This is a genomic window from Yimella sp. RIT 621 (assembly GCF_004146205.1).
GTDB lineage: Bacteria > Actinomycetota > Actinomycetes > Actinomycetales > Dermatophilaceae > Yimella > Yimella lutea.
Window position 1 is genome coordinate 163,306 of record NZ_SEIP01000003.1, and the last position, 16,720, is coordinate 180,025.

Sequence of the window (16,720 nt, forward strand, 5' to 3'; positions counted from 1 at the left end):
TCAGCGTCCGGCGCGGCGGTCGAGCAGGACGCCGACGATGCCGCCGAGCATGGCGCCGAGGAGACCGAAGATGGCCGCGAAGTAACCGAAGGTGGTCATCATCGAGTAGTTGGCATCGTCGGTAGGAAGGTTCGCGACGACGACCGCGGCGATGATTCCGAGCACGACCCCGGTCAGGACGAACATCAGGACGTTCGGGCGACGCCGCACCGGGATCAGCTGGGGTGACTCACCGGTAGGTTCGTCGGAGGTTTCCCTGGCTGCTTGGTGGGTGACCCCCGGGCCGGCAGTCACGTCGGTGACGTCGTCGGATTCGTCGGGCACTTGCTGTGACACGTGCCTACGGTATGCGACCGGTGGCTAGGGTTGCCGACAGGTCTTGTTCCTGCACTGTTCCTGCACGTTCTCTGCACTGCGAAGGAGTGCCCATGAAGTGGGTCATTCTCGTCCTGGTCATCATCATCCTCATCCAGCTGGCGATCATCGTGCTGCGCGATCCCAAGCGCGGCGGGTCGGTCGGTATCCATGGTGTCGACTCCGACAAGAAGGTCGGCTCGCCTGAGCCCGAGGTCGAAGAGACCGAGCAGACCCCCGCCGAGGAGGTCACGGCGGGTAAGAGCGAGGCTCCGCAGAAAGCCACGGCGAAGACCGAGCAGCCGGCGAAGGACTCCGGTCCCTCGAACGCTGCCGGAGGCACCGCCACCGCAGGAGCCGTCGGCGCCACCGGAGCGGTCGCTGCTGCGACGTCGGACGCGAAGGACGACGCCGCCACGAAGGATGAGCCCACGAAGTCCGAACCCGCCGAGCCCGCTGCTGGTGCGGCCGACGACTGGGACGCCGACCCTGCTCCGGTCGCCGACGAGAAGCCGGCAGAGCAGGCTGCTTCGTCCGGCGGTGACGATTGGGACGCCGACCCTGCGCCCGTGGCCGACGAGAAGCCGGCCGAGGCTCCTGCCACATCCGGGGGGGACGACTGGGACGCCGAGCCTCCCGCCGTGGAGGACAAGCCTGCTGCGGCGGCTGCTACGTCCGGTGATGCTTGGGACACCGAACCCGCGCCCGTCACCGACGACACAGCGGACAAGACCTCGACGACCGACGAACCGAAGGCGGCCCCCGCCGCCGCATCGGGCGCAGACGACTGGGACTCCGAACCACCCGCGTTGGACGATGCGTCGGCCAAGGCTCCCGCCGAAACGGCGAAGACCGACAAGGCCGCCGATGAGCCGAAGCAGGCCGAGGCGCCGGCAGCGTCCGGTGGCGATGACTGGGGCACCCCTCCCCCGCCGCTCGACGACGCTCCTGCTGCCCCCGCCGCCGAGACGACCGCGCCGGCAACGACTGCGGAACCCGTCGAGGGGCCGAAGGCGACCGAACCTGCCGAAGCAACCAAGGCTGAGTCCGAGCAGGCTGAGTCCGAGCAGGCTGAGCCCAAGCCCGCCGAGGCGCCGGCTGCGACCGGTGGCGACGACTGGGCCACCCCGCCCCCGCCCCTGGACGACGCACCCGAAGCCGCAGCCGCTGAAAAGACGGAGCCGGCGAAGTCTGCCGAACCGGCAGACACCGGAGCATCCGCACAGGAGAGCCACGCGACGGAAGAACGTGCCGCCAAGGCGCCGAAGGACGAACCGGCTGAGGCACCCAAGACGGAGTCCGAAACCGAACCCGCCGCGGAGTCCGAGCAGGCTGAGCCCACCTCGACCGAGGCACCCGCAGCGACCGGCGGCGACGACTGGGCCACCCCGCCCCCGCCCTTGGACGACGCACCCGCAGCATCCGCAGTAGACGGTCCTGTCGAGGAGCCGAAGGCAGCTCAGGCGGACGCGGAACCGAAGGAACCGACCGAGTCGAAGGCGGCCGAGGATGCTGGCCCCGCGACAGAAGCACCTGCCGAGCAAAGGTCGTCGACGAGTGCCACACCGGCCGTCGACCCCCATGACCCGGCCGGAGATGCATCCGCGTCGCGGGACGGCGAATGGTCGACCCCCGCGCTGCCGTTGGGGGATTTCGAGGAGCAGCACCCGAGCGGCAAGGTCGCCCCGATGCGGGATGACCAGCGCAGCGGTGAGATTCAGGGAACTCCCCGCGCGGCGCAGCCCAACCTGCCGTCGGACGGCGTCTTTGCTTCCGATACCGCGGCGCCGGCCGACCCCGCGTCGACCGAGGTTGCCGACGGTCCCGCCGACGGTCCCTTCGGTCCGGGTTCTGCGATGCCCGAGGAGGACGGATCGGGCCCGACCGGCTGGATCAAGGGCAACGCCGACTCGATGCTCTTCCACACGACCGACTCCCCGGCGTACGCCGACACCGAGGCCGAGGTCTACTTCAAGGACGAGCAGATCGCGGCGTCGGCGGGCTTCCGCCACTGGGACGCGTCCAAGCGCTGACCGCGTTCGTCGATCGAGTTGTTGATCGAGCCCCGCCCACGACCCCGGGCGGGGTTCGGCACATCTGGCGCCGAAAACTCGCCCGTCTCACCCCGCGTGCGTGGGCTCCGACAAGCGGAGGCGCCTGCGTCCGGGCTCTACGAACGCACCGGTCGACGCGGAAGCAAAGGCAAGTAGGCAGAGAGATCCGCTCGCCCACCGGACGCACGCAAGTCGCCACTCTCCTCGGCATCCGCCCAGGCCAGATCACCGACGACCATTGCCAGCCAGGTCGCAGCGGACAACTCGACGACGTTCGGCGGCGTACCCCGACGGTGCGTCGTTCCCTCGATCACCTGCACCGCACCGAACGGCGGGACGCGTACCTCGACCGACCGCCCCGGCGCCTGCAGACCGAGTTCCTCCAGCGTGTAACGGACCGCCGTGGCGAGCGTCGGACGCGGCACCTGCGGGTCAGCACACCAGTCCTGGACGGCCTGCCTACCTGCACTCGGGTCGATTCGTCGCACTGCCACCCCCTTAGGCTCTCACCGTGCCCTCCGACGACAGCGCTCGCATCGAGTTCCGAGACGACGAACGCGGTGGTGTCACCGTGCTGCGTGACGGGCACCCGCAGTCCTACGTCGATGTCGGCGACCCGGGGCTCCTGGCGTTCGAGTACGTCCAGCACTTCGCGAGCGTCCTCGACCTACTACCCGCCGGACCGCTCGCTGTGACCCATGTCGGCGGGGCAGCACTCACGGTGCCCAGGTATGTCCAGCACACCCGACCGGGTTCACCGCAGATCGTCCTCGAGCCGGACGCCGAGCTCACTCAGGCCGTGCGCGAGAAGTTGCCGCTCCCCCGCGGCCACCGCATTCGGGTGCGCCCGACGGACGGCTGGACCGGTCTGCAGCAGCTGGCCGACGCGAGCGCGGACGCCGTCGTCATCGACGCTTTCGACGAAGGCCGGGTACCCGGCGACCTGGTGACGACCGCCTCACTGCACCGGTGTTCGCACGTGTTGAAACCGAACGGTGTCCTGCTCTTCAACATCGCCGACCGACCGGAGCGCGCCTTCCTCAAGCGGGTGTTGGCTACTGCCGCAACGGCTTTCGACACGATGGCACTCCTGACCACCACCGAGGTCATGAAGAAGAAGCGCTTCGGCAACTACGTCCTGATCGCGGCATCGACGCTCGACGAGGCCGCACTCGGACGCCGCGCTGCCGCGTCCGACTTCCCGACAGCCTTCGTCCGCGCCGGCGAGACTGCGGCTTGGGCACGCTCGGCGAAGCCGATCGCCGACCCGGACGAGGATCCAGCACCACCGCCCGAGACGAGCGGCACCCTCCGGTTCCGTTGAGTGTCAGTCGAATCGGCGTCCGGTGAGAGACTCGTACGCCTCGACGTACTTGGCACGCGTCTTGTCGACGACCTCATCGGGCAACGGCGGAGGCGCTTCGCCGGAACTCTTGTCCCAGCCACTCGCCGGCGACGTCAGCCAGTCCCGGACGAACTGCTTGTCATAGGACGGCTGCGGCCCCCCGGGCGCGTAGGAGTCCGCCGGCCAGAAGCGCGAGGAGTCGGGCGTCAGCACCTCGTCGGCGAGCACCAACGTGCCGTCCGGGCGCTGCCCGAACTCGACCTTGGTGTCGGCGAGGATGATCCCGCGCTTCTCCGCAATCTCGTTGCCTCGCTTGAGGATCGCGATCGTCAAGTCCCGCAACTGCTGAGCGAGTGGCGCTCCGACCTCGGCCACGACCTCGTCGTAGGAGATCGGCTCGTCGTGCTCACCGAGGGGCGCCTTGGTCGAGGGCGTGAAGATGGGATCGGGCAGACGCGATCCGTCGACCAATCCATCCGGCAACGAGACACCGGAGACCACACCGGCGCGCTGATAGTCAGCCAGTCCGCTCCCGGTGAGGTAACCGCGAGCCACGCACTCGACCGGCGCCATCTCCAGCCGCTCCACCAACACCGCCCGACCGGCAACGGCGTCCGGCACATTCGTGGAAATCACGTGATTGGGCACGAGATCGGCCAACTGCTCGAACCACCACAGCGAGAGCTGGGTCAGCACCTTTCCCTTGTCGGGGATGACGGAGTCGAGCACGAAGTCGTAGGCGGAGATGCGGTCGGAGGCGACCAGCAGGATCTGGTCGTCGCGGGCGATGTCACCCACAAGGGGGGTGTAAAGATCGCGCACCTTTCCCGAGTAGGCGTGGGCGTATCCCGGCAGGTCGAGACTCATGTCGACATTCTTCCCGAGGCCACCGAATCCGATGACGCCGACTGCCCAAATCTGCGATTCCGCGGGTGAAGATGGAAGGAACGACGGCTACGGAATCGCCGTGAGGTCGTCAGAGGGAAAGGACCGAGCATGGGTATCGGAGACAAGATCTCGAACAAGGCCGAAGAGCTCAAGGGCGCAGCCCAGGAGAAGATCGGCGACGCTCGTAACGACCCGGGCCAGCAGGCCGAGGGCCAGGCCGAGCAGTCGGGGGCCAAGATGAAGCAGGCCGGCGAGAACGCCAAGGACTCGCTCGGCGACGCCAAGGACTCCGTCACCGGCAACTGACCCGGAGACGTGACGAGGGCCCGGATCCGCACGGATCCGGGCCCTCGTCGTGTCCTGACCGCTCAGACGGAGATCTCGCCGCGCTCGGCCTTCAGCGCGATGTCGGTACGGAACTGGCCGCCCCGCATGCCGATTCGGCCGATCGCTGCGTACGCGTTGTGCCGAGCCTGCGCCAGACCGTCACCCAAGGCGACGACCGAGAGCACGCGCCCTCCGGCCGACAGCAGACGACCGTCGTCCGACGACGTGCCGGCATGCAGGACGTACGCATCGCCTTCGACAGGAAGCCCTTCGATCACGTCCCCAGTCACCGGCGCAGCCGGGTAGCCCTCGGACGCCAGCACGACCGTCACCGCGTGCTGCGTATGCCAGCGCAACGACTCCAGTTGGTCGAGTCGGCCGCGAGCTGCTGCGCTGAGCAAGGACGCCAGTGGCGTGCGCAACCGGGCAAGAACGACCTGCGTCTCCGGATCGCCGAAGCGTGCATTGAACTCGATGACCCGCGGCCCGCGTGAGGTGAGTGCCAGACCGACGTACAGAACTCCGGAGAACGGCGTTCCTCGCCGCCTCATCTCCTCGACCGTGGGTTGCGCGATGGTGCGGACGACGTGATCGACGAGGTCGCCGGGCGCCCAGTCGAGCGGCGAATACGCTCCCATTCCACCGGTATTGGGTCCTTCGTCGCCGTCGCCGATGCGTTTGAAGTCCTGCGCCGGCTCCAGCGGGATGACCGTCTCGCCATCAGTGATGCAGAACAGGGACACCTCAGGACCGTCCAGGAACTCCTCGATGACCACCTGCGCACCACCGGCGAAACACGCCATCGCGTGCGCGACGGCTTCCTCGAGATCGTCGGTGACGACGACGCCCTTGCCTGCGGCGAGCCCGTCGTCCTTGACGACGTACGGAGCGCCGCTCGCGTCCAGTGCGTCCCGGGCTTCGGTCTCGGTGGAGCACACCCGGCTCATCGCCGTCGGCACCTCGGCGGCCGCCATGACCTCCTTCGCGAACGCCTTGCTGCCTTCAAGACGAGCAGCTTCACCGGATGGACCGAAGACATCAAAGCCGTTGTCCCGCAACACATCTGTCACGCCGGCGACCAGCGGGGCCTCCGCGCCGATGACAACGAGATCGGCGGACTCGGCCTGCGCGAGCCGAAGTACATCTGCCGGGTCCGTCGCCACCACAGGTCGACATTCCGCCAGCTCGGCCATGCCCGGGTTGCCCGGTGCCGCGACGACCGCCTCTACATCGGGATCTGCGGCGAGGCTTCGCACGATCGCGTGTTCGCGGGCACCGGATCCGATCACCAGAATTCTCACGGGACCGACCCTACCCAGACCACGGAAAGGGCCCGGAGCCATCGAGGATCCGAGCCGGGAACGAGAAAGAAGGACGGCAGGGCCCTCCCGAAAGTCAGGGGGGAGGTCTCTCGGGAGGAGCCCCGCCGCGAGCCTTGGGGTCGGCCGGAGGGGGACTCGGCGACGCACTCAAGGGCTCGCACAACCGGAATGTTGTTGGCTCAACTATTACGCACGGACGCGGCCCATGTCCAGAAAAACCGTGACGGCCTTGTGACGCTGGCGGTGAACCGACAGTACGCTGGCGAAGAGTTGAGTCGGGCACGGGCCGGGTAGGAGGGGACGAGCATGGACGACGCGAGGCAGAAACGACGCGAGGACAGCAGTGATCTGCCGCCTCCCGTCGTGGGCGATTTCGATCTGACCGACGACCACACCGAGATCTACCTGGCGCTGCTCGAAGCACCTTCGGCCACTCGCAACGAGTTCGTCCGTCGCGGCTTCGAGCCCGAGTACGTCGACAAGAGCATGCGTGCCTTCGAACGTCGCGGCCTGGCTCGTCCTCTCGGGTACGACGTGTGGGAGGCGATCCCGCCGGACATTGCACTGCCCGCCTTCGCCGCCCGACTGGAGGAGTACGCGACGACGATCCGTGCGTCCACCTCTGCCCTCTCCCGCAGCTACGCCAATCGTTCGGCCGATGCACCCGACCCGAGCGGTTACGACCGCTTGAACAGTGTCGAGGAGATTGCGCTGGCCACCCAACAACTGCTGGCCAGGTCCGGCACACAGGTGGTCGGGCTGCGCAACGACTCGCCGTACACCCGCTACCTGCTGGACCTGCCGACCGACTTTCACGTGACCCCCGTCCGCAATGCACAAGGCGTCAAGCTCGCGGCTCGCGTCACGATGGACACGTCGATGATCCCGCACCCCCGCTTCAACGAGGTCGTCACCGCCCGGCGAAGCACCGGCGAGTTGTACCGCTTTCACTCGGGCCTGCCCTTCTCCGCGATCGTCAATGATCGAGGTCTGGCGGTCATCGACGCGCACGGTCCGGATGGTGAGGCGTTGGGTCTGATGATCAGCACTCCGGGCGCCGCGGCCGCCGTCAGCAACGTGGCCGAATGGGCCTGGCGACTGGGTCGCGAGTGGCGCCTGGCCCAGGAGACTTCGGGCGAACTCGATGCCCGTGACAAGCGGATCCTGGAACTGCTCTCGTCCGGCACCACCGACTCCGTGATCGCCAAACGACTCAAGGTCTCCCAGAGAACCGTCGAGCGCCGGGTGCGCGAATTGATGGATCGTCTCGGCGCGACCACACGTTTCCAGGCCGGCGTACTCGCCGCCAAGGACGGTCTGATCTGAGAACGGTCGGCACCCTGCGTAAACTCTTGCACTTGCGCGGTCCACGCAACTCACGCGAGAACCGCCGCGGCCTGTTGAGATCTGCGCTCACGCGTACGGTCCCCGACCGAAGCTGGGGGAAGCAATGACGACGTCCTCGACGAATGCGGTGTCGCCCGCCATCGAGAGTGAACTGTCTCGCGAACAGGCACACGTCGACCGCGTGTACGCCGAGCTGAAGAAGGCGGCCGACCGGGCTGCCCTCGTCGAGGCCGAGGGCCACACCCGTGGCCGTTCCTCACGCACCGGCGAAGTACGCGAGGAGGAGATCACGGGCCTGTTCGAACGCGACGTGATGGTGTTCCAGGCGAGCAACCGTCGCCGTAGTTTCGAGACCCAGCACGAGGGCTTGGTCTTCGGACGCCTCGACATCGAGCACGACAAACCCGACCACCTCGGCGACACGCGCGAGGTGCGGTACGTCGGTCGCCTCGGCGTCCGCGACGACGAGTACGAACCGCTCGTCATCGACTGGCGCGCACCCGCAGCAGCCGCTTTCTACCAGGCGACCCCGGTCGATCCCAAGGGCGTGATCCGACGCCGCGTGCTGCGTAGCCGCGGCGTGAAGGTGATCGGCATCGAGGACGACCTGATGGTGCCCGAGGCGCCTGAGGACATGGTGGTCGTCGGCGACGGCGCGCTGATCGCGGCGCTCACCCGCACCCGCGGTGGACAGATGCGCGACATCGTCGCCACCATCCAGCAGCACCAGGACGAGGCGATCCGCGCTGCCGCCCGCGGCGTCACCGAGATCAGCGGTGGCCCGGGCACCGGCAAGACGGTCGTCGCACTGCACCGCGCCGCCTACCTGCTCTACTCCGAGCGCCGCAAGTACGAGAACGGCGGCATCCTGGTCATCGGTCCTTCTTCGGCGTACACCGCCTACATCGAGCGTGTTCTTCCCTCCCTCGGCGAGGACACCGTCACCCTGCGCTCGCTCGGCGACGTGATCGAGGGGATCACCGCCACCCGCCTCGACGAGCCGGCCGCGGCAGCTGTGAAGGGCTCCCTCCGAATCCGCCCGGTGCTCGGCCGCGCCGCCCGCGACCTGCCGCCGGGAGCACCCACACGTTTCCGGGCGATGATCTCCGGTCACCCGGTGCGCATCGAAGGGGATCGACTGCTCGACATCCGTCGCCGGGTGTTGCGTCATCACCAGCACAACGCCGCGACCGCTGCCGCGCAGGACGCACTCGGCGAGGCAGCGTGGACCCAGGTGCGGCCACACGTGGGCGCGCTGGAGAAATCGGAGTTCCTCGACCGGTTCGGCGACCACCTCGAAGTCGAGTCGTTCATGAACCAGTGGTGGCCCCAGGTCGACCCCCGCGAGGTGCTGCTCTGGATGACCGATCGTGGACGCTTGCAACGGTATTGCGACGGTCTGCTGTCCACACAGGAGCGGGACGCGCTCGGCGATTCGCTGGACGCCGCTCTCGCGACCGGCGCGTGGAGCGTCGCCGACGCCGCCCTGGTCGACGACGTCTCGGCCCGGCTCGGGCTCGTCGTCGAACGCCAGGCCGAGGAGCGCGGGTTCTACGAGATCGAGTTGCTCGACGACCCGTCGGCCTACGACGTGCAGGAGGTTCGCACCGCCGGACAGGCCGCGTCTGTGCAGGAAGTGCAGTTCGAGCGGCGCCCCACCGACGCCCGCGAACGGCTGCTGCAGGGCAAGATCGGTCGCTGGGGCGAGTACGCCCACGTGCTCGTCGACGAGGCACAGGACCTCTCCCCCATGCAGTGGCGAATGGTCGGCCGTCGTGGTCGGTACGCGTCCTGGACGGTCGTCGGTGATGCCGCGCAGTCGTCCTGGCCGGACGAGGCCGAGGCGCTCGGGGCCCGCGAGGAAGCCTTCGGCAAGAAGGAACGCCGTCATTTCCACATGACCACCAACTACCGCAACGCCCGCGAGATCTTCGAGTACGCGGCGCAGGTCGTCCGTCGGCACGTGCCTGACGCGGACATTCCGGACGCCGTGCGCGAGACAGGTGTGTGCCCGCAGGACCTCGAAGCACCTGATGTCGTCGAATCGTCCGTGACCGCTGCTCAGGATCTGCTGGGCGAGGTCGAGGGACTCGTCGCAGTGGTGACACCCGCGAAATGGGCTGCAGCACTAGGCGCTTCGCTCAACGATTCAGACGAGCGGATCATCCTGATCGACCCGATGTCGACCAAGGGACTGGAGTACGACGCCACGGTCATCGTCGATCCTGACGAGATAACGCGAGAGTCTCCCGGCGGTGTCCGCGTGCTTTACGTTGCACTCACCCGTGCAGCGCACCGGATGACGGTCGTCCACCCGGCCTGATTCCCAAGGACATCCGTTGCCCACTCCACGGACGCGGTCGGCCCGCCGGTTAAGCGGTGTCCGAGAATCGAGGGGTGGATGACTTGAACGGCCCCGAAGACCAGCGACTGCGCTCCTACCGGCAGTCGATCGACAACATCGACGCTGCGCTGATCCACCTGCTCGCCGAGCGGTTCAAGATCACCCAGGCGGTCGGCCAGTACAAGGCCGAGCACGACCTGCCGCCGGCCGACCCGTCCCGTGAGGAACGTCAGGTCGCACGGTTGCGCACGCTCGCGGCGCAGTCGCAACTCGACCCGGAGTTCGGGGAGAAGTTCCTGCGGTTCGTGATCGACGAGGTGATCCACCACCACGAGCGGATACGCGAGGACCCGACGGCATGAGCGCGCTCAACCCAGCAATGCGCGCAGCTTCTCCGGACCGATCGCGAGCAGCAGCGTCGGCAGCCGCGGGCCGGTGTCCTTGCCGATGAGCAGGTTGTACAGCAACTTGAAGAACTCCCGCTGGGCGGCGCCGAGGGCGGCCGCGAGTTCAGGCTCCTTCTTGCGGTCGGGTCGAAAGTCGGGGCTCTCGCCCTGCATCACCTTGGGCACGCCGTAGACCTGATGGGTCAGACCGTCGAGCGACCAGTCGTCCTCGATGGCGCCGAGCTCGGTTCCATTGCCGTCCAGCAGGATTCGCAGAGATTCACGCTGGTCGTCGCTGAGCGCGGCCATCGCTGCGGCGTCGGGCTCCGCCCGGACGACAGTCTTGTCCTCGTCCGCCATGCGTGTGGCGACCCAGGTCTGCACGCAGGTCAACCTCGGGCGCAGTGACTCGAGGGAAGAAGGCGGATTCTCGGGGTCGAGTTGACCGACGATCCGCAGCGTTTGTGCTTCATCACCCGTGGTGATGTCGACGATGGACGCGAGCGTGCGGTACGCAACCGGGTACGGCGTCGAGGGCAGTTCACCGGCGGCAGTGCTGGAAGCGCGGGTGTACGACGCGACGTCGCCGGCCTGGCCCTTGCCCTCGGAAACCTTGCGCTGCAACGCATCCCACTCGTCATACATGCGCTGGATCTCGGCGTCGAAAGCGACGTCGAACGCCTGGTTCGGCTTGCGGCGCGCGTAGAGCCAGCGCAGCAGAGCCGGCTCCATGATCTGCAGCGCGTCCTCGGCGACGGGCACGCCACCCTTCGAGGAACTCATCTTCGCCATGCCCTTGATGCCCACGAACGCATACATCGGCCCAATCGGACGCTGCCAACCGAAGATCGGCGCAAGCTCGAGTCCGACCGCGTACGACGAACCGGGCGACTGGTGGTCGACACCGGAGGGCTCGAACACAACCTTCTCGTAGGCCCACCGCATCGGCCAGTCGACCTTCCAGACCAGCTTGCCGCGGTGGAAGGTGTGCAGGTCAACCGTTTCGGTGTGGCCACATGCCTCGCACTCGTAGCGCAGTTCCGCTGTGGTCTGGTCGTATCCGCTGACCCTGGTGAAGTCCTTGTCGCACACGGTGCAGTACGGCTTGTACGGGTAGTACTCGGATCCCGAACCGCCATCGTCCTCGGACGCTGCCCCTGAACCCTCTGCGGCTTCGGCCGCCGCAGCGGCCTGCTCGGCGTCCAACTTCTTGTCGACCTGTGCGGTGGAGTTGGCAGCAAGCGTGCGGTACTGGTCGAGCACCTTGTCGATCTCGCTGCGCTGACTCATCGCGAACAGGATCTGATCGGTGTACGCACCGGAGGTGTACTGCTCGGTCTGGCTGATCGACCGGTAGGTGATACCGAGTTCGGCCAGGGAGCGCTCACACTGCTCTCGGAAGTGAGCGGCCCAGGAGTCGGCTCTCGATCCGGGCGGCGCCGGCACTGACGTGATCGCCTTGCCGATGTGTTCGGCCCACGAATCATCCACTCCCGCAATGCCCTTGGGCACCTTGCGGAACCGGTCGTAGTCGTCCCAGCTGATGATGTGTTCGCACTCGATGCCGCGTCGGCGAATCTCGTCGGCCACCAGGTGCGGGGTCATCACCTCGCGCAGGTTGCCGAGGTGGATCGGGCCGGACGGTGAGATGCCGGACGCGCACACGACCTTGATGCCGCGCTTGTCCGCGTCGGCGATCACTTCGTCGGCCAGTCGGGAAACCCAGTCGTCAAGCTGCACGTCAGTCACGGTCGACCATTCTACGGGCGATCGAACGGCCGTCCCGACCGACCGAAACCAGCCGACCCACGTCCCGGATCCAGCGGCGGTGGTACCCCCGTCGGGTCGACAACCGCGGCGGACGCAGTCGGACTCAGCTGATCCCGATCGCCCAACTCAGGAAGAACAGCCCCAGCAGAAGGGTGGGGACCGCGAAGACCGCCAGACAGCTCGACTGAGCGCGGCGCCCCTCGGTCGGTCCGTCACCGCGGCGTAGCCAGGCGGCGAGCAAGGCCCACGCCGCCGACCCGATCATCACCAGGCTGATCGTCCACATGGTCGCCACGAACCAGGACGGGGTGTCGCGGACCGCCTCGGCGGCCACGAGCACGCTCGAGGGCACGTCAGTCGTGGAGCAGGTCGTGCCGGACGATGACCTCGTCACGGCCCGGTCCGACGCCGATCACGGAGATGCGAGCGCCGATCTGCTGCTCGACGAACTCCACGTACGCGCGGCAGTTCTCAGGAAGTTCCTCCCACGTGCGGCAGTGCGAGATGTCCTCGAACCAACCTGGGAGCTCTTCGTACACCGGCGTCGCGTGGTGGAAGTCGGACTGGCTCATCGGCATCTCGTCGAAGCGCTCACCGTCGACCTCGTACGCGACGCACACCGGCACCGTCTCCAGACCCGTCAGCACGTCAAGCTTGGTCAGGACGAAGTCGGTCACGCCGTTGACGCGATTCGCGTAGCGTCCGATCACCGTGTCGACCCAACCGCACCGACGCGGACGTCCGGTGGTGGTGCCGAACTCGGCGCCCTGCTTGCGCAGGAACTCGCCCTTGTCGTCCAGCAACTCGGTCGGGAAAGGACCCTCGCCGACGCGGGTCGTGTAGGCCTTGATGATCGCGATGACGCGGTCGATGCGGGTCGGCGGGATGCCCGCGCCGGTGCAGGCGCCGGCCGAGATCGCGTTGGACGAGGTGACGTACGGGTAAGTGCCGTGGTCGACGTCCAGCAGGGTCGCCTGACCCGCTTCGCACAGCACCGTGTCGCCGCGGTCGAGCGCCTTGGACAGTTCGAGGGAGGAGTCGACGACCATCGGACGCAGCCGCTCGACGTACTGCAGGAGATCCTCCACCACTTCGTCGACCTCGACGGCGCGGCGGTTGTACATCTTCACCAGCAACTCGTTCTTCACATCGAGCGCGGCACCGACCTTCTGGCGCAGGATCGAGGGATCGAAGAGGTCCTGGACGCGGATGCCGATGCGGTTCATCTTGTCGGCGTAGGTCGGACCGATGCCGCGACCCGTGGTGCCGATCTTGCGCGAGCCCAGGAAGCGCTCGGTCACCTTGTCGAGCACCCTGTTGTAACTCGGGATGACGTGCGCGTTGCCGCTGATCTGCAAGCGGCTGGTGTCGATGCCGCGCGCGTTGAGGCCGTCGATCTCCTCGAACAGGACACCCAGGTCGATGACGACGCCGTTGGCGATGACCGGGGTGACCCCCTCGGTGAGGATGCCGCTGGGCAGCAGGTGCAGCGCGTACTTTTCGCGGCTGCCGTCCGGCTGCTCGATCACCACGGTGTGACCGGCGTTGTTACCGCCGTTGAACTTCACCACGTAGTCGATGCGGCTGCCCAACAGGTCGGTGGCTTTGCCCTTGCCTTCGTCGCCCCACTGGGCACCGACGAGCACGATCGCTGGCATGACTGCTCAGACCCCTCCGTCACGGAACGAGGCCGGCCAGTCGGCCGGCTCGTAAAGGCCAACGATACCGGCCACCGATCTGCTGTGCTCAGGCGACGACGACCGCGAACGGGACGGTGAAGCCCTCGTCGAAGACGGGCTTGCCGGACGCGTCCCGGATCTCGAACTCCGCGCTGCACCCACCGGCGCGATCGGGCGCCTGGAAAGCGATGCTCGCGGAGAACGTCTCGCCCGGGTCGAGGTCCGCGATGCGTCCGGTGCGGTCGGCGTCGGTGAGACATGTGCCGGTCGACTTCACCATGTGCACCGTCCATCCCGAGATCTTCGTCGTGCCGGTGTTCTTCAGCGTGAATCCCTGCTTCGTCGTCTCGCCGGCGGCAACCTTCCCGCACAGCGAGAGACGTCCGGACCGGTACTCCATCGCCGCACCGTCGATGCGGGAGGACTTCCAGGAGCGGACGCTGGATTCGTTGGGGCGCGGGCAGGGCACCGAACCGACGGACGACGGCGAAGATGTCGAAGAGGGCCTGCTCACGGTGGGCGATGTCGCGTTCGCGGTGTTGGACGAGGACTGCTGGGTCCAGGACGCAGCCGCGTAACCCCCGACGATGAGGACGATGGCAGCGAGCAGAGTGCCGAGCTTCTCCCAGCGGCGTGCGACGTGTCGCGTACGGACCGATACCGGCATCGTCCTGGTCGGTCCCGTGGTCGGGACTTCGGTCCGCAGCTGCTTCACTCGTTCATCGCCTTCCTCTCCGGGAGGACTCCACGACGGGCCGGCAAGCTGCGAACGGTCCGGTTCACGGGTCGGTGAGGCGGTGCCGGTCGCAGTGCCGGTCACGGCCGGTCGGGATGTCGGCTGAGCTGGTTGCCCGGTGGACGGGCGAGTGACCAATCGGTTCGCGCGACGCCACTGCTCGCGCCACGGGTGCGGATCGACCCCACACGCGATGAGGAACTGTTCGGTCGCTTCCCAGGTGGGCAGTCGCTTGCCACGGGTCGCCTCGTGCAACGTGGCGTGCGAGATGCACCCGGAGGTCTGGGCCATCTGTCGGAAGGAAGGCTGTCCGGCTGCCTGCCGGACGTCCGACAGGGCCTGGGCGAAACCGAGGATCACCTGACGACGATCGGTGCCGTTGTTCCCTGCACCGTTCGTGCCCGGCTGCGGCGACGCGTTCGTCATCTTCCTGTTCCTTCGTGTGTCCGACTGCGTGTCAACGGGTGTAAGACGTCAGCTCCGTGTCAATGGCTCCCCGCGATGTGGTGCCTGACGCCGGGGTCGGCCGGTCTTAGGGGTGTCGGTGTTCGACCAGAGAAAAGGACAGTGATCGACACGAAGAACGAATCCCTGTGTGAACCGCGACTCGCCCCGGAAGCCATCGGCTCCCGGGGCGAGTTGCGTTCAGCGAAGGTTCAGGCCCGCATGCCGATCTTCAGGGCCACCTCTGCCGCGAGGACGGCTGCCGCTCCGATCGCGCCTGCCAAGAGGTATCGCCGAGCATCCGGCGCATGACCGTCCGGGCTGACCGGCGGGCTGCCGATGTCCCGAACCGGTTCATCCGGTTCGCGGCCTGCTCCGATCCACTGCAACCGCTGTGCCCGCTGCCATTCATGCCGCCAAGCGGTCGGATCAGCCCCGCAGGTGAGCAGAAACTGTTCGGCGGTCTCCCAGGTCGGCAGCCGGCGTCCTGCTGCGGCTTCGTGCAATGTCGTGTGTGAGATACAGCCCGACCGGCTCGCCATCTCCCGGTAGGACGGTTGTCCGGCGCTCTGACGTACATCCAGGAGTTGCTTCGCGAACGCCTCGATCACGTCACGGCGCGGAGAGGGTGAAATCGGCATCGTTTCAGGCCTTTCTTACGGTCATCGGCACTGTCAGGCAGGTGTTTGACACGGCGTCTGACGTCCATCGACTGTTCACCGCTCCCCCTGACACGGCACCTCCTGACACCCGGCTGCATCGACTCCATGTCCGCAGCTCGGGAACAGCCCGGCCGGACGCCGGGGCACGGTTCAGCCCCGACCGCACAGGGAGGAAACACCCATGCAGGTATCCAAGCGCAAGAAGATCGTCTACGCCGTTGTCGGCACGTCGCTCATGGCGGGCACCGCAGTCGGTGGACACGCAGCCGTCAGTCATGCCGAGGGGTCCAAGATCCGTACCGGCACCGTGATGACGAAGTCCGATCCGCTGTCGGTGCGGTCCGGACCGTCCACCGACGAGGCACGCGTCGGCTCGCTCAAAAAGGGAGCGAAGGTCAAGATCACCTGCCGGACGAAGGGCCAGTGGGTCAAGGGCACCCGGTCGACCACGAACTGGTGGGACAAGATCGGCCCCGGTAAGTACGTGTCGCACGCGTACATCAAGACCAACCTGTGGATCCCGGTCTGCAAGGGGTCCGGCAGCACCAACGGCTCCTTGCCGAAGGCGCCGCGTAACAACCCGCACCGGAGCGCGATGTCGCAGGCACCGAACCTCACCGAGCGGGCCGCGCACGTCCGCAAGGAGATGGCCAAGGCGTTCCCGGGCATCCAGTGCGACGTGAGTGCCTACCGTCCAGGCCAGAAGTCGGACCACAACTCCGGCAATGCGATCGACTGCTTCCCGGGCAGGTTCGGGGTTTTCCCCAAGGGCGCGACCAAGAAGGAAGGTGACCAGGCCGCCGCGTGGCTGCGCAAGTACGCAGGCAAGCTCGATGTCCAGTACGTCATCTGGCAGAACAAGATCTGGAACAAGAAGCCGGGTCTGAACGAGAAGGGCTGGCGCGAGCACCGCCACGCCGGGCAGGTCACCCTCGGTCACTACGACCACCTGCACATCTCGGTGACCGCACCGGTGCAGTACTGACCGGTGTACGGATGCGTCACTGACATCGTCACCGACGCATCGAGCGAGGCGTCCCGGCTCTTCCCCGCGGCCGGGGC

General features: G+C 67.3%; 16 protein-coding genes. 7 read left to right on the forward strand and 9 right to left on the reverse strand.

From position 1 onward, the window contains the following. Complete coding sequence (locus EU513_RS04285; RefSeq protein WP_129624647.1) at window positions 1–336, reverse strand: hypothetical protein; 336 nt, start codon at window positions 334–336, stop codon at window positions 1–3. A gap of 92 nt (window positions 337–428) precedes the next feature. Here EU513_RS04285 and EU513_RS04290 point away from each other — a divergent pair, with 92 nt between their 5' ends. Further along, window positions 429–2,387 (forward strand): hypothetical protein, encoded by a 1,959-nt coding sequence (locus EU513_RS04290; protein ID WP_129624648.1) that lies wholly within the window; start codon window positions 429–431, stop codon window positions 2,385–2,387. 137 nt (window positions 2,388–2,524) lie between these two features. Here the strand turns inward: EU513_RS04290 and EU513_RS04295 are convergent, their stop codons facing one another. Continuing rightward, entirely contained in the window at window positions 2,525–2,896 is a 372-nt protein-coding gene (locus tag EU513_RS04295; protein ID WP_370447340.1) for a sterol carrier family protein, read from the reverse strand. 23 nt (window positions 2,897–2,919) lie between these two features. On the opposite strand from EU513_RS04295, the gene EU513_RS04300 reads away from it, so the two are divergent. Then, window positions 2,920–3,732, forward strand: a complete 813-nt coding sequence (locus EU513_RS04300; RefSeq protein WP_129624650.1) for a spermidine synthase — start codon at window positions 2,920–2,922, stop codon at window positions 3,730–3,732. A 3-nt stretch (window positions 3,733–3,735) separates the two neighbouring features. Here EU513_RS04300 and EU513_RS04305 read toward each other — a convergent pair whose 3' ends face one another. Beyond that, entirely contained in the window at window positions 3,736–4,620 is an 885-nt protein-coding gene (locus tag EU513_RS04305; protein WP_129624651.1) for a phosphoribosylaminoimidazolesuccinocarboxamide synthase, read from the reverse strand. A 129-nt stretch (window positions 4,621–4,749) separates the two neighbouring features. On the opposite strand from EU513_RS04305, the gene EU513_RS04310 reads away from it, so the two are divergent. Then, entirely contained in the window at window positions 4,750–4,947 is a 198-nt protein-coding gene (locus EU513_RS04310; RefSeq protein ID WP_129624652.1) for a CsbD family protein, read from the forward strand. Window positions 4,948–5,009: 62 nt separating this feature from the next. Here EU513_RS04310 and purD read toward each other — a convergent pair whose 3' ends face one another. Further along, complete coding sequence (gene purD, locus EU513_RS04315; protein ID WP_129624653.1) at window positions 5,010–6,269, reverse strand: phosphoribosylamine--glycine ligase; 1,260 nt, start codon at window positions 6,267–6,269, stop codon at window positions 5,010–5,012. Between the two features lie 327 nt (window positions 6,270–6,596). Here purD and EU513_RS04320 point away from each other — a divergent pair, with 327 nt between their 5' ends. From EU513_RS04320 to EU513_RS04330, 3 genes are all read left to right on the forward strand, one after another. After that, window positions 6,597–7,616, forward strand: a complete 1,020-nt coding sequence (locus EU513_RS04320) for a helix-turn-helix transcriptional regulator (protein ID WP_129624654.1) — start codon at window positions 6,597–6,599, stop codon at window positions 7,614–7,616. Window positions 7,617–7,740: 124 nt separating this feature from the next. Further along, on the forward strand, window positions 7,741–9,960 hold the full coding sequence (locus tag EU513_RS04325; protein ID WP_129624655.1) for an AAA family ATPase: 2,220 nt from the start codon (window positions 7,741–7,743) through the stop codon (window positions 9,958–9,960). Window positions 9,961–10,034: 74 nt separating this feature from the next. Further along, complete coding sequence (locus EU513_RS04330) at window positions 10,035–10,343, forward strand: chorismate mutase (RefSeq protein WP_205744667.1); 309 nt, start codon at window positions 10,035–10,037, stop codon at window positions 10,341–10,343. A 6-nt stretch (window positions 10,344–10,349) separates the two neighbouring features. Here the strand turns inward: EU513_RS04330 and lysS are convergent, their stop codons facing one another. From lysS to EU513_RS04355, 5 genes are all read right to left on the reverse strand, one after another. Continuing rightward, the gene (gene lysS, locus EU513_RS04335; RefSeq protein ID WP_129624656.1) at window positions 10,350–12,116 is read right to left on the reverse strand and encodes a lysine--tRNA ligase; all 1,767 of its coding nucleotides are present in this window, start codon (window positions 12,114–12,116) and stop codon (window positions 10,350–10,352) included. Between the two features lie 124 nt (window positions 12,117–12,240). Further along, window positions 12,241–12,489 carry a hypothetical protein gene (locus EU513_RS04340; protein ID WP_129624657.1) on the reverse strand — a complete coding sequence of 83 codons (249 nt, stop codon included), beginning with the start codon at window positions 12,487–12,489 and terminating at the stop codon, window positions 12,241–12,243. A 1-nt stretch (window position 12,490) separates the two neighbouring features. Continuing rightward, window positions 12,491–13,795, reverse strand: coding sequence for an adenylosuccinate synthase (locus EU513_RS04345; protein WP_129624658.1), 1,305 nt, complete (start codon window positions 13,793–13,795; stop codon window positions 12,491–12,493). An 88-nt stretch (window positions 13,796–13,883) separates the two neighbouring features. Then, window positions 13,884–14,978 carry an NBR1-Ig-like domain-containing protein gene (locus EU513_RS04350; RefSeq protein WP_129624659.1) on the reverse strand — a complete coding sequence of 365 codons (1,095 nt, stop codon included), beginning with the start codon at window positions 14,976–14,978 and terminating at the stop codon, window positions 13,884–13,886. Between the two features lie 230 nt (window positions 14,979–15,208). After that, window positions 15,209–15,637 (reverse strand): helix-turn-helix domain-containing protein, encoded by a 429-nt coding sequence (locus EU513_RS04355; RefSeq protein WP_129624660.1) that lies wholly within the window; start codon window positions 15,635–15,637, stop codon window positions 15,209–15,211. Window positions 15,638–15,839: 202 nt separating this feature from the next. On the opposite strand from EU513_RS04355, the gene EU513_RS04360 reads away from it, so the two are divergent. Next, the gene (locus EU513_RS04360; RefSeq protein WP_129624661.1) at window positions 15,840–16,643 is read left to right on the forward strand and encodes an SH3 domain-containing protein; all 804 of its coding nucleotides are present in this window, start codon (window positions 15,840–15,842) and stop codon (window positions 16,641–16,643) included. The last annotated feature ends 77 nt before the right edge of the window (window positions 16,644–16,720 follow it).

Bases quoted from the DNA above. Each gene is read 5' to 3' on its own strand.
- EU513_RS04355 (WP_129624660.1), bottom strand. From the start codon at position 15,637: ATGCCGATTTCACCCTCTCCGCGCCGTGACGTGATCGAGGCGTTCGCG.
- EU513_RS04345 (WP_129624658.1), bottom strand. From the start codon at position 13,795: ATGCCAGCGATCGTGCTCGTCGGTGCCCAGTGGGGCGACGAAGGCAAG.
- EU513_RS04305 (WP_129624651.1), bottom strand. From the start codon at position 4,620: ATGAGTCTCGACCTGCCGGGATACGCCCACGCCTACTCGGGAAAGGTG.
- EU513_RS04350 (WP_129624659.1), bottom strand. From the start codon at position 14,978: ATGACGAACGCGTCGCCGCAGCCGGGCACGAACGGTGCAGGGAACAAC.
- EU513_RS04290 (WP_129624648.1), top strand. From the start codon at position 429: ATGAAGTGGGTCATTCTCGTCCTGGTCATCATCATCCTCATCCAGCTG.
- EU513_RS04360 (WP_129624661.1), top strand. From the start codon at position 15,840: ATGCAGGTATCCAAGCGCAAGAAGATCGTCTACGCCGTTGTCGGCACG.
- EU513_RS04310 (WP_129624652.1), top strand. From the start codon at position 4,750: ATGGGTATCGGAGACAAGATCTCGAACAAGGCCGAAGAGCTCAAGGGC.
- EU513_RS04320 (WP_129624654.1), top strand. From the start codon at position 6,597: ATGGACGACGCGAGGCAGAAACGACGCGAGGACAGCAGTGATCTGCCG.
- EU513_RS04325 (WP_129624655.1), top strand. From the start codon at position 7,741: ATGACGACGTCCTCGACGAATGCGGTGTCGCCCGCCATCGAGAGTGAA.